18 protein-coding genes are annotated in these 23,587 nt (G+C 68.4%); 9 read left to right on the plus strand and 9 right to left on the minus strand.

The features are described 5' to 3' along the window. Nucleotides 1-37: 37 nt before the first annotated feature. Nucleotides 38-1,159, plus strand: coding sequence for a glycerophosphodiester phosphodiesterase (locus tag AC3QL3_RS01085; protein ID WP_492896399.1), 1,122 nt, complete (start codon nt 38-40; stop codon nt 1,157-1,159). Between the two features lie 59 nt (nt 1,160-1,218). On the opposite strand, the gene AC3QL3_RS01090 is transcribed toward AC3QL3_RS01085, so the two are convergent. From AC3QL3_RS01090 to AC3QL3_RS01100, 3 genes are read right to left on the minus strand one after another with little or no spacing between them, the layout of a single operon-like run. Next, entirely contained in the window at nt 1,219-1,980 is a 762-nt protein-coding gene (locus AC3QL3_RS01090; protein WP_492896401.1) for a glycosyltransferase family 2 protein, read from the minus strand. Continuing rightward, the gene (locus AC3QL3_RS01095) at nt 1,977-2,753 is read right to left on the minus strand and encodes a beta-ketoacyl synthase chain length factor (protein WP_492896402.1); all 777 of its coding nucleotides are present in this window, start codon (nt 2,751-2,753) and stop codon (nt 1,977-1,979) included. The genes AC3QL3_RS01090 and AC3QL3_RS01095 overlap by 4 nt, the downstream gene beginning before the upstream one ends. Before the next feature lie 2 nt (nt 2,754-2,755). After that, nucleotides 2,756-3,952 carry a beta-ketoacyl-[acyl-carrier-protein] synthase family protein gene (locus tag AC3QL3_RS01100; RefSeq protein WP_492896403.1) on the minus strand — a complete coding sequence of 399 codons (1,197 nt, stop codon included), beginning with the start codon at nt 3,950-3,952 and terminating at the stop codon, nt 2,756-2,758. A gap of 137 nt (nt 3,953-4,089) precedes the next feature. Here AC3QL3_RS01100 and hemF point away from each other — a divergent pair, with 137 nt between their 5' ends. After that, on the plus strand, nt 4,090-5,070 hold the full coding sequence (gene hemF / locus AC3QL3_RS01105) for an oxygen-dependent coproporphyrinogen oxidase (RefSeq protein ID WP_492896404.1): 981 nt from the start codon (nt 4,090-4,092) through the stop codon (nt 5,068-5,070). A 62-nt stretch (nt 5,071-5,132) separates the two neighbouring features. Beyond that, nucleotides 5,133-6,353 carry an erythromycin esterase family protein gene (locus tag AC3QL3_RS01110; protein WP_492896405.1) on the plus strand — a complete coding sequence of 407 codons (1,221 nt, stop codon included), beginning with the start codon at nt 5,133-5,135 and terminating at the stop codon, nt 6,351-6,353. Nucleotides 6,354-6,428: 75 nt separating this feature from the next. Here AC3QL3_RS01110 and AC3QL3_RS01115 read toward each other — a convergent pair whose 3' ends face one another. Continuing rightward, complete coding sequence (locus AC3QL3_RS01115; protein WP_492896406.1) at nt 6,429-6,917, minus strand: DUF2782 domain-containing protein; 489 nt, start codon at nt 6,915-6,917, stop codon at nt 6,429-6,431. Nucleotides 6,918-7,277: 360 nt separating this feature from the next. On the opposite strand from AC3QL3_RS01115, the gene polA reads away from it, so the two are divergent. Beyond that, nucleotides 7,278-10,061 carry a DNA polymerase I gene (gene polA / locus AC3QL3_RS01120; protein ID WP_492896407.1) on the plus strand — a complete coding sequence of 928 codons (2,784 nt, stop codon included), beginning with the start codon at nt 7,278-7,280 and terminating at the stop codon, nt 10,059-10,061. A gap of 503 nt (nt 10,062-10,564) precedes the next feature. On the opposite strand, the gene AC3QL3_RS01125 is transcribed toward polA, so the two are convergent. The 5 genes from AC3QL3_RS01125 to AC3QL3_RS01145 form a co-directional block, all read right to left on the minus strand. Then, the gene (locus AC3QL3_RS01125) at nt 10,565-11,929 is read right to left on the minus strand and encodes an AMP-binding protein (RefSeq protein WP_492896408.1); all 1,365 of its coding nucleotides are present in this window, start codon (nt 11,927-11,929) and stop codon (nt 10,565-10,567) included. An 18-nt stretch (nt 11,930-11,947) separates the two neighbouring features. Further along, nucleotides 11,948-12,511: an L-threonylcarbamoyladenylate synthase type 1 TsaC gene (gene tsaC / locus AC3QL3_RS01130; protein ID WP_492896409.1), complete on the minus strand. Its 564-nt coding sequence runs from the start codon at nt 12,509-12,511 to the stop codon at nt 11,948-11,950. Between the two features lie 118 nt (nt 12,512-12,629). Further along, the gene (locus AC3QL3_RS01135; RefSeq protein ID WP_492896410.1) at nt 12,630-15,089 is read right to left on the minus strand and encodes a DNA topoisomerase I; all 2,460 of its coding nucleotides are present in this window, start codon (nt 15,087-15,089) and stop codon (nt 12,630-12,632) included. 227 nt (nt 15,090-15,316) lie between these two features. After that, nucleotides 15,317-16,471, minus strand: a complete 1,155-nt coding sequence (gene dprA / locus AC3QL3_RS01140) for a DNA-processing protein DprA (RefSeq protein ID WP_492896411.1) — start codon at nt 16,469-16,471, stop codon at nt 15,317-15,319. A 131-nt stretch (nt 16,472-16,602) separates the two neighbouring features. Continuing rightward, nucleotides 16,603-17,763 (minus strand): LysM peptidoglycan-binding domain-containing protein, encoded by a 1,161-nt coding sequence (locus AC3QL3_RS01145; protein WP_492896412.1) that lies wholly within the window; start codon nt 17,761-17,763, stop codon nt 16,603-16,605. A gap of 228 nt (nt 17,764-17,991) precedes the next feature. Here AC3QL3_RS01145 and def point away from each other — a divergent pair, with 228 nt between their 5' ends. From def to AC3QL3_RS01170, 5 genes are all read left to right on the plus strand, one after another. Further along, complete coding sequence (def, locus tag AC3QL3_RS01150) at nt 17,992-18,495, plus strand: peptide deformylase (protein WP_492896413.1); 504 nt, start codon at nt 17,992-17,994, stop codon at nt 18,493-18,495. A 91-nt stretch (nt 18,496-18,586) separates the two neighbouring features. Next, a complete protein-coding gene (gene fmt / locus AC3QL3_RS01155) occupies nt 18,587-19,507 on the plus strand; it encodes a methionyl-tRNA formyltransferase (protein ID WP_492896414.1) in 921 nt (306 codons plus the stop codon). Continuing rightward, a complete protein-coding gene (gene rsmB / locus AC3QL3_RS01160) occupies nt 19,504-20,877 on the plus strand; it encodes a 16S rRNA (cytosine(967)-C(5))-methyltransferase RsmB (protein WP_492896415.1) in 1,374 nt (457 codons plus the stop codon). Before fmt ends, rsmB begins: the two co-directional genes overlap by 4 nt. Continuing rightward, nucleotides 20,870-21,415: a DUF4390 domain-containing protein gene (locus AC3QL3_RS01165; protein WP_492896416.1), complete on the plus strand. Its 546-nt coding sequence runs from the start codon at nt 20,870-20,872 to the stop codon at nt 21,413-21,415. The genes rsmB and AC3QL3_RS01165 overlap by 8 nt, the downstream gene beginning before the upstream one ends. Then, a complete protein-coding gene (locus tag AC3QL3_RS01170; RefSeq protein ID WP_492896417.1) occupies nt 21,394-23,583 on the plus strand; it encodes a sensor histidine kinase in 2,190 nt (729 codons plus the stop codon). Before AC3QL3_RS01165 ends, AC3QL3_RS01170 begins: the two co-directional genes overlap by 22 nt. The last annotated feature ends 4 nt before the right edge of the window (nt 23,584-23,587 follow it).

Genomic DNA, 23,587 nt, shown 5'->3' on the forward strand with positions numbered 1-23,587 from the left:
GCGCGGCGCGAACGACGCACCGCGCGGGGAGTTCGCCATGCGCACGTTTTCCATCCTGCTCGCGATCGGTTTCGCCGCCGTGTCTAGCCTCACGGTCCATGCTGCCGATGGCGCGGAGGACTTGAGCAGCCGTCCGATCCGCAATGAGCCGCTCGTCATCGGCCATCGCGGCGCCAGCGGCTATCGGCCCGAACACACGCTGGCTTCCTACGAGCTGGCGATCGATCTCGGCGCCGACTTCGTCGAGCCGGACATCGTCTCCACGCGCGACGGCGTTCTCGTCGCGCGCCACGAGAACGAGATCGGCGGCACCACCGACGTCGCCGACCATCCCGAATTCGCCGCACGCCGCAGCACCAAGACGATCGACGGCAACGCCGTCACCGGCTGGTTCACCGAAGACTTCACCCTGGCCGAGCTGAAGACGCTGCGCGCACGCGAGCGTTTGCCGGATGTGCGCCAGCGCAACACGCTGTACGACGGCCGCTACGAGATCCCGACTCTTACTGAAGTCATCGCGCTGGTGAAGGCGAAGCAGCGCAGCTTGCGCCGCACGATCGGCCTGTATCCGGAAACCAAGCATCCGAGCTATTTCCGCAGCATCGGCCTCGGCCTGGAGACGCCGCTGGTGCGCACGCTGCACGCGGCCGGCTATCGCAGCGCGCAGTCGCCGGTGTTCATCCAGTCGTTCGAGGTGGGCAATTTGCGCGACCTCAGCCGGATGACGCGCTTGCCGCTGATTCAGCTGATCGACGCCAGCGGCAAACCGTACGACTTCGTCGTCAGCGGCGATCCGCGCAGCTACGCCGACCTCGTCACGCCGGCCGGCCTGCGCGAAGTCGGCCGCTATGCCAGCGGCGTCGGCGTCAACAAGAACCTGATCGTACCGCGCGATGCGTCCGGCGCACTGCTCGCACCGACCACGCTGATCGCCGACGCGCATGCGGCGCGCTTGCTCGTGCACGCCTGGACCTTCCGCAACGAGAACACCTTCCTGCCGCTCGATTTTCGCGCCGGCGACGCCGCCAATCCGGTCTACCCGACCCTGTACGGCAAGGCGTTCGACGAATACGCGCTGTTCTTCGGCCTCGGTCTCGACGGCGCTTTCAGCGACAACCCCGACACCGCGATCGCGGCGCGCGCGGCACTCGATCATTGATCGATCGGACGACCGGCACAGGGACGTGCCCGCGGCGCCGGCGGCGATAGCCGGCGCGCCTAGCTCAGCGGCGGGTCGATCACCAGCGGCGGCGTCGCGTGCGAGCGGCGATAGCTGTCGACGACGTGGCCGTAGTGGATCACGCGGCCGACCGTGTACAGCGTGATGCGGGTGACGTCGCGCACCGGGCGGAAATGGCTGCCGCGGAATTCGCCCTGGTAGCGCGACTCGATCGGCACCGAGACGATGCCGAGCTTCTTCTCGCGCGCCGCGGCGATCAGCAGCGCGGCTTCGAACACGAAATCGTCGGCTTCGAGATCGGCCAGTTCGAGCGCGCCGAGCGGGTAGTAGCGCTGGCCGCTCTGGGTGTCGGCGACCGGGATGCCGCAGCCCCAGGAAATGCCCCAGTCGGCGACCGCGTTGGCGCGCCGGCGCGCTTTGGGCTGATGCTCGCGATTGCGCAGGCGCGCGCCGACCACGATGTGCTCGGGGTAGCGCTGCGCGGCAGCGAGCAGGCGCGGAATGTCGGCGGCCAGGTGCTGGCCGTCGCCGTCCATCGCGACGACCGCGTCGAAACCGAGTTCGCGCGCCTTGCGGAAACCGTCGCGCAGGCCCTGGCCCTTGCCGAGCGGTCGCGCATGACGGATCACGGTGATCGGCAGATCGGCCACGCGTTCGAGGGTGGCGTCGGTGGAGCCGTCGTCGATCAGGATCACGTGCGGGCAGATCGCGAGTACCGATTGCACCACTTCGCGGATCGCGCGCTCTTCGTTCAGCGCGGGAATCACCACGGCGATGCGCGCGGCGTCGGTGGCGCTCATGGACATACCTCGACAAGCAGCGAATTCGCCGCGCCAGCCGGCAGGCGCAGCGTGGCCGTCTGCTTGCGCGCGAGGGTGCGCAGCAGCGGCAGCGCGAGCGCGACGGCCGGCGCATCCGAGTCGGTCGGCGTCGGCGAGGCTTCGCAGCGCAGACGTAGCGTCGAGCGCGTGCGCGCGTCGTCGCGCTCGGCGTTCAATACGAAGGCCGCGCCGAGCGTCGTCTGCGCGTGCACCACTTCGGCCAAGGGTCCGCTGGCGCCGACTTCGTAGGCGGCGAACAGCACCGGCCGGCCTTCGGCGCAGGCCTCCAGCGCCGCCTCGAGCAAGCCGGCGGCGAAGCTGCCCGCTCCGGCGGCGAGCGCGGTCGACGCTTCGCGGCAGCCGGTGGCGACGGTCCAGTAGCCGGCCGATGCGTTGTGCACGGAATTGTGGAAGCGCGTCGGCGAGACTTCGTGCGGCGCGCGCGCGAGCGTGGCGCAGATCGCGTCGGCGGTACCGACGTCGCCGTGCATCGAGGCGAACACGCACGGCAGTTCGGCCGGCGCACGTTCGGCCGCGGCGCAGGCTTGCGCGGCGACTTCGCAGGCGAGCAGGACCAGGTCCGGGGCGCGGCGGCGCTCGCCCGGCGCCAAGATGGCGGCGGTGGGCTTGGTCGCGTTGGCCGGCGCCGTCTCGATCTCGCCGCGCAGATGGCGTTCGGCGCTGGCCCAATCGGGCCATTGCGGCGACCACCAGCCGATGCCCTCGATGTGTACGCTCAAGGTTTCGTCCATGCTCAGTGGATCGCGCCGCGGCCGAACGCGAGGGTGCAGTTGTTGCCGCCGAAGCCGAACGAATTGCTCAGCGCGACGCGGATCGCGCGCGCTTCGTTGTCGAACGCAAACGCCGCGCTGCAGGCCGGATCCGGATTGGCGTTGTTCAAGCAGCCCGGCACCAGCTCGTGCTCCATCGCGAGCAGGGTCAATACGCTTTCGAGGATGCCGGCCGCGCCGAGCGTATGCCCGGTCCAGCCCTTGGTGGCGCTGACGCGGGTCGAGGCGTCGAACACGTCGGCGATCACCGCGGCTTCGGCGGCGTCGTTTTTCGGTGTCGCGGTGCCGTGCAGGTTGACGTAGTCGACCTCGCGCGGCGTCAGGCCCGCGCGCATCAATGCGTCGGCCAGCGCGCGGCGCGCACCCAAACCTTCCGGATGCGGCGTCGACATGTGATACGCGTCGGACGATTCGCCGTAGCCGAGCAAGCGCGGCACGTTCGCCTCGCCCTCGCGTTCGAGCAAGGCGAAGCCGGCGGCTTCGCCGATCGAGAGGCCGCGCCGGTCGGCGTCGAACGGTCGGCAGGCTTCCGGCGCGACCAGTTCGAGCGCGTTGAAGCCGAACAGCACGCTGTCGCACAGCGTATCCACGCCGGCCAGCACGACCGCATCGGCGACGCCGAGACGAAGCATGCGTTCGGCTTTGGCGAAGATCTTCGCGCTCGACGAGCAGGCGGTCGCCACCGTCAGGCACGGCCCGCGCGTGCCGAGCACGGCTTGCAGAAACGCGCCCAGCGAATGCGGCGTGTGCAGGGTCGGCGTGCGCAGCGGCGCGGGAAAGTGACCGTCGTCGAGCTCGCGATAGGCCTGTTCGGTCGCGCCGATGCTCGCGGTCGAGGTGCCGACCACGAGCGCGACGCGGCCGGCGCCGTAGCGCTCGATGCAAGCGCGCGCGGCGTCGAGGAAGTCGTCGGCGGCCAAGCCGAGCCAGGCGAGCCGGTTGTTGCGGCTGTCGTGCTCGGCCTGCGCACTCGGCAGCGGCATCTGCTCGAGACCGTCGACGCGACCGATCGCGCAAGTCAGCGCGTGCGTGGTGAAGTCGTTCGCACGCAGACCGCTGCGACGCGCCTGCAGCGCCGACAGCTGTGCCGCCCGCCCGCGACCGAGCGCGGAGGTTGCGGTGTAGGCGGTGATGGCGAGGGGGCGGATCGGGCTCGGCACGTGGCGACGGAGCGGTAGGAGTGCAGGAATTATGACACGCCGCCGTCGGCGCCTCGCCGCTGCGGCGTCGCGACGCGTCCGAGTCGAGCGACGCCCCTGCTACGATTCCGCTTGCCGTTTTCGCCCGAGTCCGTTGCGTGAGCGCCTCCGTTCCGACTTCCCGCCTCGACCAGGTCGCCGCGTTTCTCGGCGATTTGCAGGATCGCCTGTGCGCGGCGCTCGAACGCGCCGACGGCGGCGCGGCGTTCGTCGAAGATCTTTGGCAGCGCGGCGAGACGCCTGCGACGCCGGCAGAGGGCGCCGACCAGCGTCCGCCGACGGCCGCGCTTTCGCTCGGCGGCGGCCGCTCGCGCGTGCTCAAGCAGGGCGCGCTGTTCGAACAGGCCGGCGTCGGTTTCTCGCGTGTGGGTGGCGAGCGTTTGCCGCCGGCGGCGAGTGCGCAGCGCCCCGAACTTGCCGGGCGCGCTTGGACCGCGCTCGGCGTGTCGCTGGTCGTGCATCCGCGCAATCCGTACCTGCCGACCACGCACATGAACGTGCGTTACTTCGAAGCGCAGGCCGAAGGTCAGGCGCCGGTGTGGTGGTTCGGCGGCGGCTTCGATCTGACGCCGTTCTATCCGTTCGACGAAGACGTGCGTCACTGGCATCAAGTCGCCCACGATCTGTGTGCGCCGTTCGGCGGTGAGGTCTATCCGCGCTACAAGCAGTGGTGCGACGAGTACTTTTATCTGAAGCACCGCGGCGAGACGCGCGGCGTCGGCGGCTTGTTCTTCGACGATCTGAACGCGTGGGAATTCGAGCGCTGCTTCGCCTTCATGCGCGCGGTCGGCAACGGCTTCTTCGACGCCTATCTGCCGCTGGTCGAGCGCCGCAAGGCGACGCCGTACGGGGAGCGCGAGCGCGAATTCCAGCTGTATCGGCGCGGGCGTTACGTCGAGTTCAACCTCGTATTCGATCGCGGCACCTTGTTCGGCCTGCAGTCGGGCGGCCGTACCGAGTCGATCCTGATGAGCTTGCCGCCGCGCGTGCGCTTCGAATACGGCTACCGGCCGGAGCCCGGCAGTGCGGAAGAGCGGCTGGCCGACTATTTGCGACCGCGCGACTGGCTCGACCGATAACGCGGCGGAACTCGATCGCGCTCCGGCCGGTCTGGTCTGGATCGTCGGGGCGGGAGAGCGGGATGCGGGTACGGGGCTTCATGTTTTTCGCGGCGGTGATCTGGTCCCTGTGCGGCGCGACCGCGGCCTTCGCCGCGACGGCGGATCCAATGCGCGCCGCCGTGAAGTCACCTGAACTCGACCGCTTGATCGCCGACGTCTGCGCCAAGCCGGTCGTCCTGCTCGGCGAGGACGCCAATCACGGCAGCGGTCGCACGCTCGAACTGAAAGTGCAGCTGGTGCAGCGTCTGGTCGAAGAGTGCGGCTTCTCCGCGGTCTTCTTCGAAAGTCCGATCTACGACTTTCTCGATTTTTCACACGCGCTCGAGACCAAGACCGCCACGCCCGAACGCCTCGCCGATGCGCTCGGCGATCTGTGGTCGACGCCGAAAGAGATCGATCCGCTGGTGACGTTTCTGCACGAGAAGGCGGTGGCGGGACAGATCCGGCTGGCCGGTCTCGGCCCGGGTCTTGGTGAGGCGACGGCGCTGTATGCGCGCCGCCGCATGCCGGCGCAGCTGGTGCGCGAACTGCCGGCGCCGCACCGCGGCGAATGCGAATCGGCGCTGCTGCGCTACGCCAATTGGGAGTACGACGACGCGCATCCCTACGGCCCTGCCGTCGAGGCGCAACTGAAAGGCTGTGCGCACGACATCGAGGCGTCGGTGGCCAAGCGCCGTGGCACCGATGCGGCCGAAACGCGCCAGATGGCGATCAATGTCTCGCGCTATTTCCAGATGAGTTCGGACGGCGGCAAGAATCTGTGGGAGCAGCGCGATCGCGCGATGGCGGAGAACTTCCAGTGGGCGCGTGCGCGTCTGCCCAAGAACGCCAAAGTGCTGGTCTGGTGCGCCACGGTTCACGCGGCCAAGCAACTGCCGCCCGATTCGAAGCGACGCAATCCGATGGGCTCTTACCTGCATCGTTCGCTCGGCGACGCCGCGGTGGCGATCGGCTTCACGGCATTGTCGGGGCAGATCGAGCGGATGGGCGCATCGCCGCTGACGCTGGCCGACGCTGCGTCCGATTCGCTCGAACGGCGTGTGCTCGGCGCCGGCAGCGACGAGTTGCGTTATCTCGATCGCCGGCAGCTGGCGGCGTTGGGCACGCTGCCCGCACGGCCGCTGGATTATTCGAACGTGCAATCGGCGGACTGGAGCCGCGTGCTGGACGGCCTGATCGTGCTGCGACAGGAGCGAGCGCTCGAGCGTGTGCGCGCAGTCAAGCCTCAACAAGGCGAGTGAAGCGGAGCTGGGGCCGCGCGCGCGAGCGCGGCTCTTCCTCAAGCCCCGGCAGGGGCTTTCAATTCAAGCGACGCGTCACTTCCACTCGTACAGCGTGAAATACACCGGCGACACCGGCCCTTCGTGGTCGTCGCGCATCAACCGGCCGCTGCCGTCATCGTCGTAGAAGGTTTGCACCGGACCCTGCGGCTGGCGGATCTTGATCATCCACAGGCGGCCGTTCTGGCGGTATTCCTCGACCGTATCGTCGCCCTGTTTGCGCGTGGTCATCTCACTGGCGGCGACGCGTTCCGCGTTCGCCGCGCGATCGCGCGAGGCTTTGTCGCGCACCAGGCGCGTGTCGGGTTTGGGCAGCGGCGCCAACGGGTCCTGTACGGCCGGCGCCGCGTCCGGCGGCGGCGCGCCGTTCGGCTCGGCGGCCTGGGTGGCGACGCCGGGGTCGTTCAGGCCGGGCGGCGGCGGCACTTCGGCTTTCGGCTTGCGCTCGGCCGCATTCGCGGTGGCAAGGCCGAGGGCGCCGGCGACGAACAAGGCGGCGAACAATGGGCGAAGTCGGGTAGTCATCACGGCGCCTCCTCAAGATGCGGCGAGCCTAGCAGACCGCCGTGGATTTCGTTTGTGCACGGCGCACACGCATGCGGCGGCTCTATTCATGCATGGCGGCGGCGGTGGAGACTTGCAAGCGTGGTCGGGTCGGATTTGCGCACTCGTTTCGCGTACGGCCAGGAAGCGCGGCAGCGCGGGTCTGCGTGCAGCGCCACTCGCGCTGCCCATCGGCGTCGCGTACGGCGATAGAAGCGGGCAGCGGGCTAACGCGCGAGGTTTGTGGCGCCGCGCCGCGATCACCGGCGTATCGAAAGACGCCGCGTTGCAAACATGGCGGCCGCGCGCCAAGCTGCGGGCCCGCCGCCGTCCCGCACTGTCATGTCCGCACCGCGTCCGCGCCTCGTCCTGATCGACGGTTCCTCCTACCTGTATCGCGCCTTCTTCGGCTTGCCGCAGCTGACCAATGCGGCCGGTGAGCCGACCGGCGCGCTGTTCGGTGTGGTCAACATGCTGCGTGCGATCCTCAAGCAGAAGCCCGCCTATGCCGCTTTCGTGCAGGACGCGCCCGGGCCGACCTTCCGCGACGAGCTGTATCCGGCCTACAAGGCGACGCGGCAGGCGACGCCGGAGGATCTGATCGCGCAGGTCGAACCGATGACGGCGATCGTCTCCGCGCTCGGCTTTCCGATCTTGCGCGTCGACGGTGTCGAGGCGGACGACGTGATCGGCACACTGGCCAAGCGCGCCGTCGCCGCCGGCATCGACGTGACCGTTTCCACCGGCGACAAGGATTTCGCCCAGCTGGTCGAGCCGGGCATCGAGCTGGTCAACACGATGACCAACACCACGCTCGACAGTGCCGGCGTGATCGAGAAGTTCGGCGTGCGGCCGGAACAGATCGTCGACTACCTCGCGTTGATGGGCGACAGCGTCGACAACATTCCCGGCGTCGAGAAGTGCGGGCCGAAGACCGCGGCGAAGTGGCTGGCCGAATACGGCACGCTCGACGGCGTGATCGCGAACGCGGACAAGGTCGGCGGCAAGATCGGCGAGAACCTGCGCAAGGCGCTGACGCAACTGCCGTTGTCGCGCCAGCTGGCGACGATCAAGACCGACGTCGAACTCGATCGCGCTCCGAGCGAACTGCATTTGCGCGAGCGCGATGTCGATGCGCTGCGTGGGTTGTACAAGCGCTACGAGTTCAACGCGGCGCTGAAGGAGCTCGATGCGGCCGCCGCGGCGGCGCCATCGGCGCCAGTGCCTGCGTTCACCGAAGCGGGCGCGCAGGTCGATTCGGATTCCGGCGCACACAGTAACGACGGCGCGGCGGTCGTCGCCGACGGCGAGTTGACCGGCCCGGGCGTCTACGAGCTGGTCCTGACGCAGGCGCAGCTCGATGCTTGGGTCGAGCGTCTGCGCCGAGCGGAGCTGATCGCCTTCGACAGCGAGACGACCTCGCTCGATCCGATGCGCGCGGAGATCGTCGGGCTGTCGTTCGCGGTCGCGCCGAAGTCGGCCTGCTACATCCCGCTCGGCCACGACTATCCCGGTACGCCGCCGCAATTGCCGCGCGAAGAGGTACTCGCGGCCTTGCGCCCGATCTTCGAGGACGCCGGCCGGCGCAAGCTCGGCCAGCACGCGAAGTACGACGTCAACGTGCTGTCGGGTGCCGCTATCGCGGTACGCGGCATCGCGCACGACACGATGCTCGAGTCGTACGTGCTGCATTCGACTTGGCGGCACGACATGGACACCCAGGCCAAGCGCCTGCTCGGCTACGACACGATCCACTACGAGGACGTCGCCGGCAAAGGCGCCAAGCAGATTCCGTTTTCGCAAGTCGACATCGACACCGCCTGCCGGTATGCCGCCGAAGACGCCGACATCACGCTGCGGCTGCATCTCGCGCAGTGGCCGCAGCTGGAAGCCGAGGCCGGGCTGCGCTCGGTTTACGAAACGATCGAGATGCCGCTGGTGCCGGTGCTCGCGCGCATGGAGCAGCGCGGCGTGCTGATCGATGCCGTCGCGCTGAAACGGCAGAGCCACGAACTGGCCAAGCGCATGCACGAGCTGACCGAGCAGGCGTACGCGTTGGCCGGGCGCAACTTCAGCCTCGATTCGACCAAGCAGCTCGGCGCGATCCTGTTCGAGGAGCTGAAGTTGCCGGTGGTGGTGAAGACGCCGGGCGGACAGCCGTCGACCAACGAAGAGGCGCTCGAAGCGATCGCCGACCAGCACGAACTGCCGCGCGTGATCCTGGACTATCGCAGCCTCGCCAAGCTGCGCAGCACCTACACCGAGAAGCTGGCCGAAATCGCCAATCCGCGCACCGGTCGCGTGCACACCAGTTACGGTCAGGCGACCGCGGCGACCGGGCGGCTGTCCTCGACCGATCCGAACCTGCAGAACATTCCGATCCGCACCGAGGAAGGGCGACGCATCCGCCAAGCCTTCGTCGCACCGGAAGGCTGGCGCGTGGTCGCGGCCGACTATTCGCAGATCGAGCTGCGCATCATGGCGCATCTGTCCGGCGACGCCGGCTTGCTCGCCGCGTTCCACGGCGGCCAGGACGTGCATCGCGCGACGGCGGCCGAAGTGTTCGGCTTGCCGCAGGAGCAGGTCGATACGAATCAGCGCCGCGCCGCCAAGGCGATCAATTTCGGCTTGATGTACGGCATGAGCGCGTTCGGTCTCGCGCGTCAGCTCGGCGTGCCGCGCGGCGAAGCGCAGGACTATATGGCGCGGTACTTCGCGCGTTATCCGGGCGTGCAGCGATTCATGGAAGAAACGCGCGAGAAGGCGCGCCGCGACGGCTACGTGGAAACGCTGTTCGGTCGTCGCTTGCATCTGGACTACATCAACTCGCGCAATGCCGCGCAGCGCGCCGGCGCCGAACGCGCCGCAATCAACGCGCCGATGCAGGGCACCGCGGCCGACATCATCAAGCGCGCGATGATCGCGGTCGACGCCTGGCTGCTTGAAGAGGGCGAGGGCGCACATATGCTGATGCAGGTGCACGACGAGCTCGTGTTCGAAGTGCGTGCGGATCGCATCGACGCCATCGTCGCCGGCGTGCGCGATCGCATGGCGGCGGCGGCGGAGTTGGCGGTGCCGCTGGTCGTCGACGTCGGTGTCGGCGCGAATTGGGACGAGGCGCACTGAGCGGCGCACGCGTCTAGGCCGGAAGTCATGCGTTTCACAGGCATGAATGCTGGCTAAACGCGACCGACGCGACTCTGGAAACTTTTCAGCCGAATGCCCATCTATGTTTGCGGGCGCACGCAACGGCGCCCCTGGTTCACTCACCTCCCTGAGTGCAACCCCCGCGAAGGCCGGTCCCTCCCCAGACCGGTTTTCACCGCCCCGAGGGCTCCCCCTGGCCCTCGGGGCTTTTCTTTTTGCGGATTTGTTTTTGCGATCCATCCAGGATCGCTGTGATCTACAAATTTCTCGTGAGTCGTGAGATGGGTTGCCTTCGTGGCAGTCCAACCGCGGCCATCCATGGCCGCACTTTTCAATAAAAGCATTATCCAATCGTCGCTTAGCGCGATTGGAAAAGAAGTGCTTGCCATCCGTTCGTCATTCCCGAGGACGCTAGGGTCTGTGGGTTTTGCAATGTGAAACGCGGCTAGATGTCCGGCCGTTACGCGGCGACCGCGGTGGGTTCAATCGCCGCGGAGCGCGGCGAGGACGGCGGCGCGTGGGAGCTTGCCGGTTTCGTTGCGCGGCAGCGCGTCGAGTTTGCGCAGCGGGCGAGGGAGGAAGACCGGATCGACTTCGGCGCGCAGGGCGTCGAGCAACTCCGCCTCCGAACGATCCGGCGCGACCACCAGTGCGGCAATGCGTCGCACGCCGATCGCGTCGGGGTCCTCCTGCTGCAACACGATCGCGTCGCGCACGCCCGGGATCGCCAGCAGACGCCGCGTGAGATCGGCCAGCGATGCGCGCTTGCCGGCGATCTCGACCAGGTCGGCATGACGTCCGCGTAGGCGGAACGCGCGCGGTGCGTGCAGTTCGACCAAGTCCTGCAGCACGACCGGCTGATCGAAGTGCGGCGCTTCGACCAAGGTGCCGTCTGGTTGCGGGCGCAGATGGATGTCTGCGTAGAGATGCCAATCGGTTTCGCGCGCGGTGCGGCGGTGCGCGATCACGCAGGTTTCGGTCGAGCCGAACAGTTCGAGCACCGGCGCGCCGTAGCGTTTCTCGGCCGCCGCGGCGAGTTGCGCTTCGAGCGGCGCCGTCGCCGAGGTGATCGCAGCCAGCGCGGGCAGATCCGACGGATCGCGCAGCAAGGCGCGCAGATGCACCGGCGTCGTCACCAGTACTCGCGGTGCCGGCACTTCGGCCAAGGCGGCGGCGACATCGGCCGGAAACAGCGGTTGGCTCGCGTGCACGGCGAAAGGTCCGAGCAGCGGCAGCAGAACCGACAGCTCGATCCCGTACATGTGTTGCGGCGGCACCGTGGCGACCACGTGCGCGGTCGCACCGGGTGCCAGTGCCAGCGCATCGGTCAGAGCTGCGACGTTGAGCGCCGTGCTGGCGCGGAACGCGGCCCAGCGTTTCAGGTTCGCTTTCGGCTGGCCGGTGCTGCCCGAGGTGTAGCCGATCGCCGCGACGTGCTCGCTCGCGATCTGCGGCACCCGGCTCGTGCTTCCGCCGCGGAATGGCGGCAGCGTCACGAACGCGGCGAGCGCCGGTGTCGGCGCGTGTTCGCCGAGCGCATAGCTGCCTGGGTTGGCGGCCAGCACGTCCTCGATCGCCTGCGGTGCGCGCGAGGGCGGCAGCAGATTGGTTTGGCCGCGACTGAGCACCGCGCAGAACGCGACCAGAAAGGCGTAGCGATCCACGCACAGATTGACCGCGCCGCCGGCCGACGGCAGTACGGCCGCGACAGCGGCGACGTCGCTCAGAAATTCCTCGACGCGGATCGTGCGGCCGGCACGAACGGCCAGCGGGCGTTGCGCCTGGGCGAGGTCGAGCAACGGCAATGCGCGCGGGTTGCGTCCCGTGCGCGCGATGACAGCAACCATTGAACCCTCACCCCGAACTCAGTTTCGAAGAATCGCCCCGCTGATAGCGTCGCGGATTGGCGTCGGCCGCTCAAGTCCCCCGACGTTCTCGTTCAGGATCGCGTCGAGGCTGTCGCCGAAACGGGCGCGCACGTCGTCCGCGCTGCGTGCGGGCGCTTCGCCATGCCGGTTCGCGCTGGTGGACACCAGCGCTGCGCCGAACGCACGGCAGAGTGCGGCGGCCGGAGCATGTGCCGTCACGCGCACGGCGATGCCGGCATGCGCGCCGGCGACCCAGGCCGGAACCGAGGCGGCGCGCGGGAAGATCCAAGTGTTCGGGCCGGGCCAGCTCGCTTGCGCGCGCGCCAGCGCTTCGGCCGGCGTTGCGGCGAGATCGATGTAGGGTGAAAGCTGTTCGAAGTCGGAACCGATCAGCAGTACGCCCTGAGTCGGCGGACGCTGCTTCAGTGCGAACAAGCGCTCGAAGGCGCGTGCATCCCGCGGATCGCAGCCGAGGCCGAACACGGCTTCGGTCGGGTAGGCGACGACGCCGCCTTCGCGAAGCGCTGCAGCGCAGCGCTCTAAGTTCTCGCGGAAGTCCATTACGAGGTCGCCGTGATCGGATCGGGCGCGGTTCGTTCGAGGGTGAGCGACGTCGAGGGCAAATGTTCCCTCCTCTCCCGCGAGCGGGAGAGGAGGGAGGGGAGCTCGCATAGAGCGCTCATGCGCGCTTCGCAGCGGCTTTCTTGGCAGGGGCCTTCTTGGCCGGCGCTTTCTTCGCCGCGGCTTTCTTGGCGGGCGCCTTCTTCGCCGCGGCTTTCTTCGCGGCCGGTTTCTCGGCCGTGGCGGTTTTGGCCGCCTTGCCCTTGCCGAAGCGACCGCCGCCGCGCTTGGGCCGGTTCGGCGCCGCGGCGAGCAGCTCGACGCATTCGGCCTCGGTCAGCTCGCGCGGCTCCTTGTCCTTGGGAATGCGGGCGTTCTTGTCACCGTCGGTGATGTAAGGACCGTAGCGCCCGTTGAGCACCTGAATGCCGTTGCCGAAGTCGCGGATGATGCGGTTCGCCGCCGCTTCGATCTTGGCGCGGATCAGTTCCAGCGCGCGCGGCAGCTCGATCGTGTACGGATCGTCCTCGGGCTGCAGTGAGGCGTACATCGCCCCGTGTTTGACGAACGGGCCGAAGCGGCCGACGCCGACCGTGATCTCCTCGCCGTCCTCGGCCTTGCCGAGGTTGCGCGGCAGCTTGAACAGCTCCAGCGCCTCCGCCAGCGTGATCGTGTGCATGCTCTGGCCGGGGCGCAGCGAGGCGAACTTCGGTTTGTCCTCGTCGTCCTTGCTGCCGATCTGAGCGAACGGTCCGTAGCGGCCCAGTCGCACCTGCACCGGCTTGCCGCTCTTCGGGTCGGGTCCGAGTTCGCGCGCGCCGGTCGCTTCGGAGCGGTCGACGGTTTCGTTCTTGTCGTCGACGGTCGCCTTGAACGGCTTCCAGAATTTCTCCAGCAGCGGCACCCAGTCTTCCTCGCCGCGACTGACCGCATCGAGCTCGTCCTCGAGCTTGGCGGTGAAGTCGTAGTCGACGTACTGCGCGAAGTGCCCGGAGAGGAACTTGCCGACCGCGCGGCCGACGTCGGTCGGTCGAAAGCGGCGCGATTCGAGGATCACGTACTCGCGATTGAGCAGCACCTGGATGATGCTGGCGTAAGTCGACGGACGGCCGATGCCGTACTCCTCCAGCGTCTTCACCAGCAACGCTTCCGAGTAGCGCGGCGGTGGCTCGGTGAAATGCTGGTCGGCTTCGATCGCGGCCAACGGCACCGCTTCGCCGATCGTCATCGCCGGCAGCTTGCGGCCTTCGTCCTCGTCCTCGGCGTTCTTCGCGTCGCGGCCTTCCTCGTACACGGCGAGGAAGCCGGGATCGATCACGGTGGTGCCGCTGGCGCGGAACATCGATTCGCCGCCGGCGTCGAGGTCGACCGAGACGGTATTGAGCGTCGCGTGCTGCATTTGACTGGCCAGCGCGCGCTTCCAGATCAGCTCGTACAGCTTTCTCTGCTCGTCGCTGAGGTAGGACGCGATGTCCTTGGGCCGGTGCGCCGCGGAGGTCGGGCGGATCGCCTCGTGCGCTTCCTGCGCGTTCTTGGACTTGTTGCGGTAGAAGTGCGGCTGTTCGGGCAGCGCGCGCGGACCGTAGTCGCGGCCGATCACCTCGCGCAGTTCGGTGATCGCGTCGGCCGACAGTGAAACCGCATCGGTACGCATGTAGGTGATCAGGCCGACCACGCCTTCGTCGCCGAGCGCGACGCCTTCGTACAGGCCTTGCGCGATCTTCATCGTGCGGCTGGTCGAGAAGCCGAGCTTGCGAGCGGCTTCCTGCTGCAAGGTCGAGGTGGTGAACGGCGGCGACGGACGGCGCTTGCGTTCCTTCGATTCGATGTTGGCGACGACCAGGCGTCCTTGCGCCGAGCGCAGCAGCGCGTCGCGGGCGGCGTGCGCGTCGGCTTCGTTGGTCAGGTCGAACTGTTCGAACTTCTTGCCGCGCAAGCGCAGCAGGCGCGCTTTGAAGGCCTGATCCGGATGCGCGCAATCCGCTTCGATGGTCCAGTATTCGCGCGCCTTGAACGCTTCGATCTCTTCTTCGCGCTCGACGATCATGCGCAGTGCCGGCGACTGCACGCGGCCGGCCGAGAGCCCGCGCTGCACCTTGCGCCAGAGCACCGGCGACAGGTTGAAGCCGACCAGGTAGTCGAGCGCACGACGTGCCTGCTGCGCGTTGACCAGGTCCATCGACAGCTTGCGCGGGTGCGCCACCGCTTCCTTGATCGCGCGCGGCGTGATTTCGCTGAACACCACCCGATGCAGGTCGCGCCCGTCGAGCAGGCCGCGCGACTTGAGGATCTCGGCGATGTGCCAGGAGATCGCCTCGCCTTCGCGATCCAAGTCGGTCGCCAGATACAGGGATTCGGCCACCTTGGCCGCCTTGGCGATCGCGTCGACGTGCTTCTCGTTGCGTTCGATCACCTCGTAGTTCATTGCGAAGGCACGATCGGGATCGACCGCGCCTTCCTTCGGCACGAGGTCACGTACGTGGCCGTAGGACGCCAGCACGTGGAAGTCCTTGCCGAGGTATTTGTTGATCGTCTTCGCCTTCGCTGGCGATTCGACGATCAGGAGATTCTTTGCCATGACAGTCCTTGATCGGCGCCGGCCTGAGGCGGCCGGGCGAGCGCGCGGATCATGCGCGGATGCGGTAAAAACCAGGTGACGAACGCGTCGCGTTCTTCGCCGTTCCTTTTCTAGTGGATACATGCGGCCGCTGAGGTGTCAAGCGAAGCGGTCCGCGGCAGGCCGTCCCGGGAGGGGTGTGCCTGAGATATAACTATTTGTTTTTGTGAAGGAAAGATCGCGCGCGGTCAGCCGGCGACGCGCTTTGCATAAGCGCCGCCACCGGCCGCGACGACCTCGCCCTCCAGTTCCAGCATCAGCAGCATCGAGGACAGCGCCGGCACCGACAGGCCGGTGCGTGCAGCGAGCTGGTCGATGCCGAGCGCGTCCTGACCGAGCGCGGCGAGCAGTTTGGCGTATTCGGGGTCGTCCGCCCGCCCGGGGCGGGCGGGTGCCGGCGCCGGGGCGCCGGCGGGCGCTTCCGCCAATCGCTCGCGCAGGCGCAGGCCGAGGCTGCGTGCCAGCGGGGCCAGCTCGGCCACCACTTCCTCGACCGTTTCGACCAGCTTGGCGCCGTCGCGGATCAGCCGGTGGCAGCCGCGGGCGAGTGGGTTATGGATCGAGCCCGGGATGGCGAACACCTCGCGCCCGGCCTCGCTGGCGTGGCGTGCGGTGATCAGCGAACCCGAGCGCAGGCTGGCCTCCACCACCAGCGTCCCGAGCGCGAGCCCGGCGATGATGCGGTTGCGCCGCGGGAAGTGCAGGGGACCGGCCGGCGTTCCGGGCGGGAATTCGCTGGCCAGCGCGCCGTGCGCGAGGATGCGCGCGGCCAGATCGCGATGCCGCGGCGGGTAGACCAGATCCGGTCCGGTGCCGAGCACGGCGATCGTGCTTCCGGCCGCATCGAGCGCGGCGGCATGAGCGGCGCCGTCGATGCCTTCGGCGAGACCGCTGGTGACGACGAACCCGGCGTTCGCGAGCGCACGTGCGAATGCCGCCGCCGTGGCGAGACCGCCCTGGCTCGCATTGCGGCTGCCGACGATTGCGACCTGCGGCCGCCACAGCAGGTCGGCGTCGCCGGCGACGAACAGGGTCGCCGGCGCAGACGGCAACTCATGCAGCAGGTGCGGAAAGTCCGCGCTGTCGCAGGTCAGCAAGCTGTGGTCGGGTGCGGCCAGCCAGGCCAGGTCGGTCGCGATCGTGGCCGCATCAGGGCTGCGCAGCCAGTCGCGTGCGGCGGTGTCCAGCGGCCGCGGCAGCTCGCCCCGCCGTGCGGTGGCGAGCGCGGCGGGCGCCGAGCCGTACCTCCCGACCAGCTCACGCAACGTCGCCGGACCGATACCCGACGTGCGCAGGAGGATCAGCCAGGCTTCGAGTTCGGCGCGATGGGTTTCGACGTCCATCGCAGCAGTCTAGCCGCGGCCGGAGCGGCCACCGCGCGAAGATCCCCGAGCGAGATGTAGGAGAAGCGCCGGACCGGAGCGGAGAATCGACAGCGACGATCCCCCGCTTTTCCGAATCCCCAATCCCGGCCTTAAGGCGTCTTATCCGGATCGTGCAAGAAATCGCCGATGTGAATCGGCTTGACCGCATCCATGACCAGACCGTAGCTGACGCGCGGGAAGGTGCGGAACACCATCACGTGGCCGGTGAACTCGGGCGGTAAGGTGACTTTCGAATCGCGCGGATTGAAGAACTTGCGGAAGCTGCCTTCGGTGTAGTCGGTGCGGTCGACCACCTTCTCGCCGGGGTGGTAGATGCTGAAAGTGGTGCCGTTGTCGATTCCGTCTTCGCTGCCGCGCGAGAGCGCCACGACCTGACGCGGGCCGATCGCGTTCAAGGCATCGCTGAACGCGATCACGCGCATGTTTTCCGGCATCCGCGCCGGCGGATGCGGCCAATACTGGTCGTCGTAGGGCTTTTCGTCGATCGGCAGCACGTAGTCGCCTGGACGCACCTCGAAGTCGGAGTAGGTCACCAGAGCGGAGGAAACGTCCGCGCTGCGCGTCACTTCGACGATGCCAAAGTCGATCATTTCGTAGCCGAGGAAGCGCACGTTGCCGGCCAGGGTGCGTTCGATCGGGCCGTGGCGCCACAGCATGGCCGGGCGGCCTTCGCGCTCGTCCGGCGTCTGCCGGTAGACCTCGCGCGGACGACCTTCGTCTTCCGGTGGCATGTCGTAGTAGCGGCCGGTCGGCCGTACCAGCGCCAGTCGCTGGCCCGGCTGCGCTGCGAGGCCGCGGATGTAGATCAGCTGGCCGGCGCTGCCGCGCAGCTGATCTTCCTCGATACCCACCACGTGCGGCGCGTTCTCGTAGTCGTTCTCGCCGACGATGCGAGTGTGCTTGAGCCACTGCTTGAGCGCGGACAGCGGGATCGCCGGAATCGCGGCGTCTTCCTGGGTCGCACGCGCATGCGGACCGATCGAGCCGGCGCCGTGGCCGACGCGGCCGTCGTTGAAGACCAGTACGTCACCGGGATAGATCAGGTGCGGATTGCGCACCTGCTGGTTGTCCTGCCAGATCTCCGGCCAATGCCAAGGCTTCTTCAGGAAGCGTGCCGAGATGTCCCACAGCGTGTCGCCCTTCTGCACCACATAGCGGTCCGGGCGATGATCGGCCCATTGGCCAGCCGCCGCGTAGACGGTAAGGGTCACCAGCAGGCCCGCTGCAACCGCAAGCAATTTTTTAAGCATGGTCGCTAAACCCCTGTTCCCCCGTCGCTTGGGAAGTGTATATGAAAGGTTAAGCACGAAAAAACGACGGCCATCGCAAATCGTGCGTACCGGCCGGCGGCCGCACTGGCGCTAGAATCGCCGTCTCGACCCGCCTTGCGCGCGACGGCGACGGACCGCATCTGTGTCCGTGGCCTCATCGACGAGCAAGAAAATCAGGAAGCGAGCCTCCCGCCCGCACTTTCATCTATGTCCAAGCTGACCATCCTCGAGTTCCCCGATCCGCGCCTGCGCACCGTCGCCCAGCCGGTAACCGTGTTCGACGCCGCGCTCAAGCAGCTCGTCGCCGACATGTTCGAAACCATGTACGCGGCGCCCGGCGTCGGCTTGGCCGCGACCCAGGTCAACGTGCACAAGCAATTGCTCGTCGCCGACATGTCCGAGAACGGCGACGAGCCGCTCGTGCTGATCAATCCACGCATCCTGGAGAAGGGCGGCGAGCAGGTTTACCAGGAAGGCTGCTTGTCCTTCCCCGGCATCTTCGCCGACGTCGATCGCGCGCTGCGCATCAAGGTCGCCGCGCACGACGTCGACGGCAAGGAATTCACGCTCGAGGTCGAAGGTCCGCTCGCGGTCTGCATCCAGCACGAGATGGATCATCTGGTCGGCAAGCTGTTCGTCGACTACTTGTCGCCCCTGAAGCGCTCGCTGCTGCTCAAGCGGATGGAGAAAAAGCGCAAGCAAAGCGCTTGAACGCAGGGGTCGGGGAGGCGGGATTGGGGATTTGGAACAGCGTCGAGCGTGTAAGCTCTCGCGCCCATCCCATCTGAAGTTCCGTTTTTCTATGCGTCTAGTCTTCGCCGGCACCCCCGACTTCGCCGTGCCCGCGCTGCGTGCCTGCCTCGCCAGCGGCGCCGAAGTCGTTGCCGTCTACACGCAACCCGATCGCCCGGCCGGGCGCGGGCGGCGGCTCGCGCCGAGTCCGGTCAAGCAAGCGGCGCTCGAAGCAGGCATTGCGCTCGAGCAGCCGGAAACGCTGCGCGCCGCCGCCGCGCGCGAACGCTTGAGCACCTACGCAGCCGACCTGTTGGTCGTCGTCGCCTACGGCCTGATCCTGCCCAAGGCTGTGCTGGCGCTGCCGCGGCTCGGCTGCTGGAACGTGCACGCTTCGCTGCTGCCGCGCTGGCGCGGCGCGGCGCCGATCCAGCGCGCGATCCTCGCCGGCGACAGCGAAACCGGGGTCGACCTGATGCAGATGGAAGCCGGCCTCGATACCGGCCCGGTATTGCTCGAACGACGCACGGCCATCGCCGCCGCCGACACCGGCGGCAGCCTGCACGATCGGCTCGCTGCGCTCGGTGCGGACGTACTCGCCGAAGGACTCGCACGCGTGCAGCGCGGCGAGGCGCTCACGCCGACGCAGCAGGCCGCCGATGGCGTCACCTATGCACACAAGCTCGACAAGGCCGAGGCGCGCCTGGATTGGAACGAGCCCGCCGTCGCGCTCGCGCGCAAGGTGCGCGCGTTCGATCCGTGGCCGGTCGCGGAGGTGGAAATTCACGGTGAGCGCGTGCGCATCTGGTCGGCCGAGGCGATCGCACAAGCGAGCGCGGCCGCGCCCGGCAGTCTGGTCGCGACGCATCGCGACGCGATCGACATCGCCAGCGGCGACGGTCTGTTGCGCATCCGCGAGTTGCAGCGCGAAGGCGGTCGCCGCGTCGCCGTGCGCGACTGGCTCAACGCGCGCCGCGACGTGAAGCAATGAACCGCCCGCCGCCACGCAAGACGACGCGAGCGCGCAAAGCGGCGCCGCCTACGCCGGGAGCCGCGGTGCGCGCCGAGGCTGCGCGTGCGCTGGCTCGTATCGTGTTCGACGGCGCTTCGCTGCGCGCCGCGTTGAGCGAGGCGAACCCGCGCATCGCCGATGCGCGCGATCGCGCGTTGTTGGCGGCGTCGCTGTTCGAGGCTTCGCGCTGGTGGCTGCGTTTCGACGCTGCGGTCGCCTTGTTGACCGACAAACCGTTGCCACCGAAGGCGCGCGAAGTGCGCGCCTTGCTCGCGGTAGGCCTGGCCCAGCTGGCCGCACTCGGACTCGCCGACTACGCCGTGGTCGCCTCCTGCGTCGACGCGGCGCGCGTGCTGGGCCAGCCGCATTACGCCGGCCTGGTCAACGCCGTGCTGCGGCGCTGGATGCGCGAGCGGGCAGAACTCGAGCTGCGCTTGGACGCCGATCCGGTCAGCGCCAGCGCGCATCCGCGCTGGCTGATCGAAGCGATCGGGCGCGATTGGCCCGAGCAGGCCAAGGCGATCGTCGCGGCGAACAACCTCGAGGCCGCACTGACGCTGCGCGTGAATCGCCGCCGCGGCACGCGCGCCGACCTGCTCGAACGCTTGCAGGCCGCAGGCATCGAAGCCGCCGCGCACCCTGAGCTACCCGATGCGATCGTGCTCGCCGCCAGCGCCGACGTGACGCGCTTGCCCGGTTACGCCGAAGGCGCGTTCTCGGTGCAGGACGGTGCCGCGCAGCGAGTCGCCGAGCTGCTCGATTTGAGCGATGGTCAGCGCGTACTCGACGCTTGCGCGGCGCCGGGCGGCAAGGCGGCGCATGCGCTCGAAATCGCCGATGTGGATCTGCTCGCGCTCGACAACGACGAAACCCGCCTCGCACGCGTCGGCGAAAACCTGGCGCGTCTGGGCTTGCGTGCGGAGCTGCGCTGCGGCGACGCAACCCTACCCTCGACCTGGTGGGACGGCCGCCGCTTCGAGCGCATTCTCATCGACGCGCCGTGTTCGGCCAGCGGCATCATCCGCCGCCAGCCCGACATCAAGCTGCACCGGCGCGGCGCCGACATCGCGCCGTTGGCAGCGATGCAACAGCACCTGCTGCGCGCGCTGTGGCCTTTGCTGGCGCCGGGCGGGCGGCTAGTCTATGCCACCTGTTCGTTGCTGCGTGCCGAGAACGAAGCGGTGCTGGCCGACTTCCTCGTCGCGCATGCGGACGCCTCCGCGGCGGTGCTGCCGGAACATTTCGGACGCAGCGCCGGCGTCGGACGTCAGAACCTGCCGGGCGAGGGCGGCATGGACGGTTTCTATTACGCCGTACTGGAAAAGCACGCAGCGGAAAAGCATGCGTAGCCGAATCGGGCTCGCGCTGCTGCTCGTCTGCGCGCTGGCCGGCTGCGAGGTGATCCGTCAGCAGCAACCCGGCAGCCTGGTCGTGCGCAGCGCACGCCTGGTCGACAACGCCGGCAGCGCCGCGTTGGAACTCGGGCTCGACTGCCGCCTCAGCGGACCGGTGCAAGATGCGCTCGAGCACGGCATCCCGATCACCTTGCAGATCGATCTCAGCGCCGGCCGCTGGCCGCGTGCGCAGACGCAGCGGCAGCGCGTCGAGCTGCGTTACTTCCCGCTCTCGCGTCGCTACCAATTGCGCGAAGCCGGCAGCACCGAGCCGCGCAGCTATCCGACGCCGGCGTATCTGGTCGCCGCGCTCGGCGCGCTGCGTTTCGAGCTGCCGGCGAGTTTCGCCGCCTTGCCGCCGTCGACGCCGCTGACCGTGTCGGCCCGGCTCGATCCGGCCGCGCTGCCGGGCGCGCTGCGGTTGCCGGCCTTGTTCGAACCGGCTTGGCAACTGGCCGCAACGGACTACGCATGGACGCTCGCGGCGCGCTGAATTTCTTCTTCCGCCGCGTGCTGCCGGCGCTGGCCGTCGCGGCATTGCTGCTGGCGTCGTTGAAATTGGCCGAGGACGCGGCCAGCGACAGCGTGCGCTTCGCCGCCCACTACCGCTGGGTGCTGGGCGCGGCGATCGTGGCGCTGGCGGTGCTGGTGTTCGCAATCGCCCAGCGCCTGTGGCGTCTGCGCGGGGACATCCGCCGCGACACCCCCGGCGCGCGCCTGAACCGGCGACTGTTGAGCATGTTGATCTTGCTCGCGGTGCCGTCGATCGTGGTCGTGTACGGCTTCGCGCTGCGCTTCCTCGACGCGACGGTGGAGAACTGGTTCAGCGTGCGCCTCGAGCAAGGACTCGACGATGCGCTCGAGATCGGCCGCATCGTCGTCGAAGAGCGCTTGCGCGTGGCCGAAGCGGCGAGCGCGGAACTGGTCGCTCGGCTCGCGAGCGAGCCGAGCGAATCGGCGCAAGCGGCGCTCGACGCCGACATCGACCGCCTCGGTGCGACCCAGCTGACGGTGTTCGGCGACGACGGCCGCGTGCAGGCGACCGCGAGTTCCGATCCGCGCCATCTCGATCCGCCGCTGCCCGACAGCGCGCTCTTGATGCGCGTGCAGGGCGAACGTCGTTACGCCGCCGCCGAACCGATCGGCGATGCGCTGGTGTTGCGTGTGGTGCTGCCGATCGCCGCCAACGGCGCGATCGGGCGCAATCAAGCGCGGCTGTTGCAGGGCCTGTTCCCGTTGCCCGATCGCTTGCAACCGCTGACGCGCGGCATCGAGAGCGCCAGTTTCGATTTCCAGCGCCTGAAATTCCTGCGCGGCTCGCTCAAGCTGACCTTCGCCCTGATCCTCACCTTCGTGCTGCTGCTGTCGGTGCTGGTGGTCGTGCTGGCCGCGTTCGGCGTCGCGCGGCGCCTGGTCGCGCCGGTCGGACGCCTCGCCGCGGCGACGCGCGCGATCGGCGCCGGCCGCTACGACACGCCGCTGCCGCCGGCGAGCGACGACGAGCTGGGTTTTCTGGTGCGCTCGTTCGCCGAGATGACGCGCGAGCTGGAGTTCGCCGGCGCGCGCGCGCAAAAGAGCGCACGCGAAACCGAACAGCAGCGCGCCTGGCTCGAAGCCGTGCTCGAACGTCTGTCGGCCGGCGTGCTCGGTTTCGATCGCGACGGCCGCCTGCGTGTCGCCAATCGTGCGGCGGAGGCGATCCTCGGCGTGACCTTGGCGCGCTACGTCGGACGCGATCTGCTCGAACTGAAAGGAGCGCGCGCCGAACTCGCCGCCTTCGTCGATCCGCTCGCGCGGCACTTGCGCGAAAACCTGCGCGAGTGGCGCGAGGAAGTCGTGATCGACACCGTCGCCGGTCGCCGCATGCTGATGCTGCGCGGTGCGGCTCTGCCCGAGCAGGCCGGCTACGTCGCCGTGTTCGACGATCTGACCGTACTCAACCGCGCGCAGCGCGATGCGGCCTGGGGCGAGGTCGCGCGCCGTCTCGCGCACGAGGTCAAAAATCCGCTGACGCCGATCCAGCTCGCCGCCGAACGTCTGCGCCGGCGATTCTTGGGCCGCCTGTCGCCGGAGGAAGGCGAGCTGATCGACCGCGCCACGCACACGATCGTGAGCCAGGTCGAAGCGCTGAAGACGATGGTCAACGCATTCGGCGATTACGCGCGTCCGCCGCAGCTGGCGACGCGACCAGTCGGCCTGCATGCGCTGCTCGGCGAAGTGCTCGATCTGTACGAGAACGATCAGCGCATCGGTCTCGCGCGCCGCTTCGCGCCGGGCGAACCGCAAGTGCGCGTGGACGCCGTGCGCCTGCGCCAGGCGCTGCACAACCTTCTCAAGAACGCGCTCGAAGCGATCGGTGAAGCGCGCAAGCCGCAGATCCGCGTCACCACACGCCTGGTGCATGCCGACGAGCAGGATTGGGTCGAACTGGCTGTCGCCGACAATGGCCCCGGCCTGCCGGCCGACTTCGGCGAGCGCTGGTTCGAGCCGTACACGACGAGCAAACCGAAGGGCACCGGTCTCGGTCTCGCCGTGGTCAAGAAGATCGTCGAGGAGCACGGCGGCAGCGTGCGCGCCGGCAATCGCGCCGAGGGCGGCGCGGAGTTCGTATTGCGGCTTCCGCTCGACGGCGCGGTCGCACGAGCCAATCCGACGCCGTAGCGTC

The sequence above is a fragment of the Dokdonella sp. GW821-FHT11D02 genome (assembly GCF_058808595.1).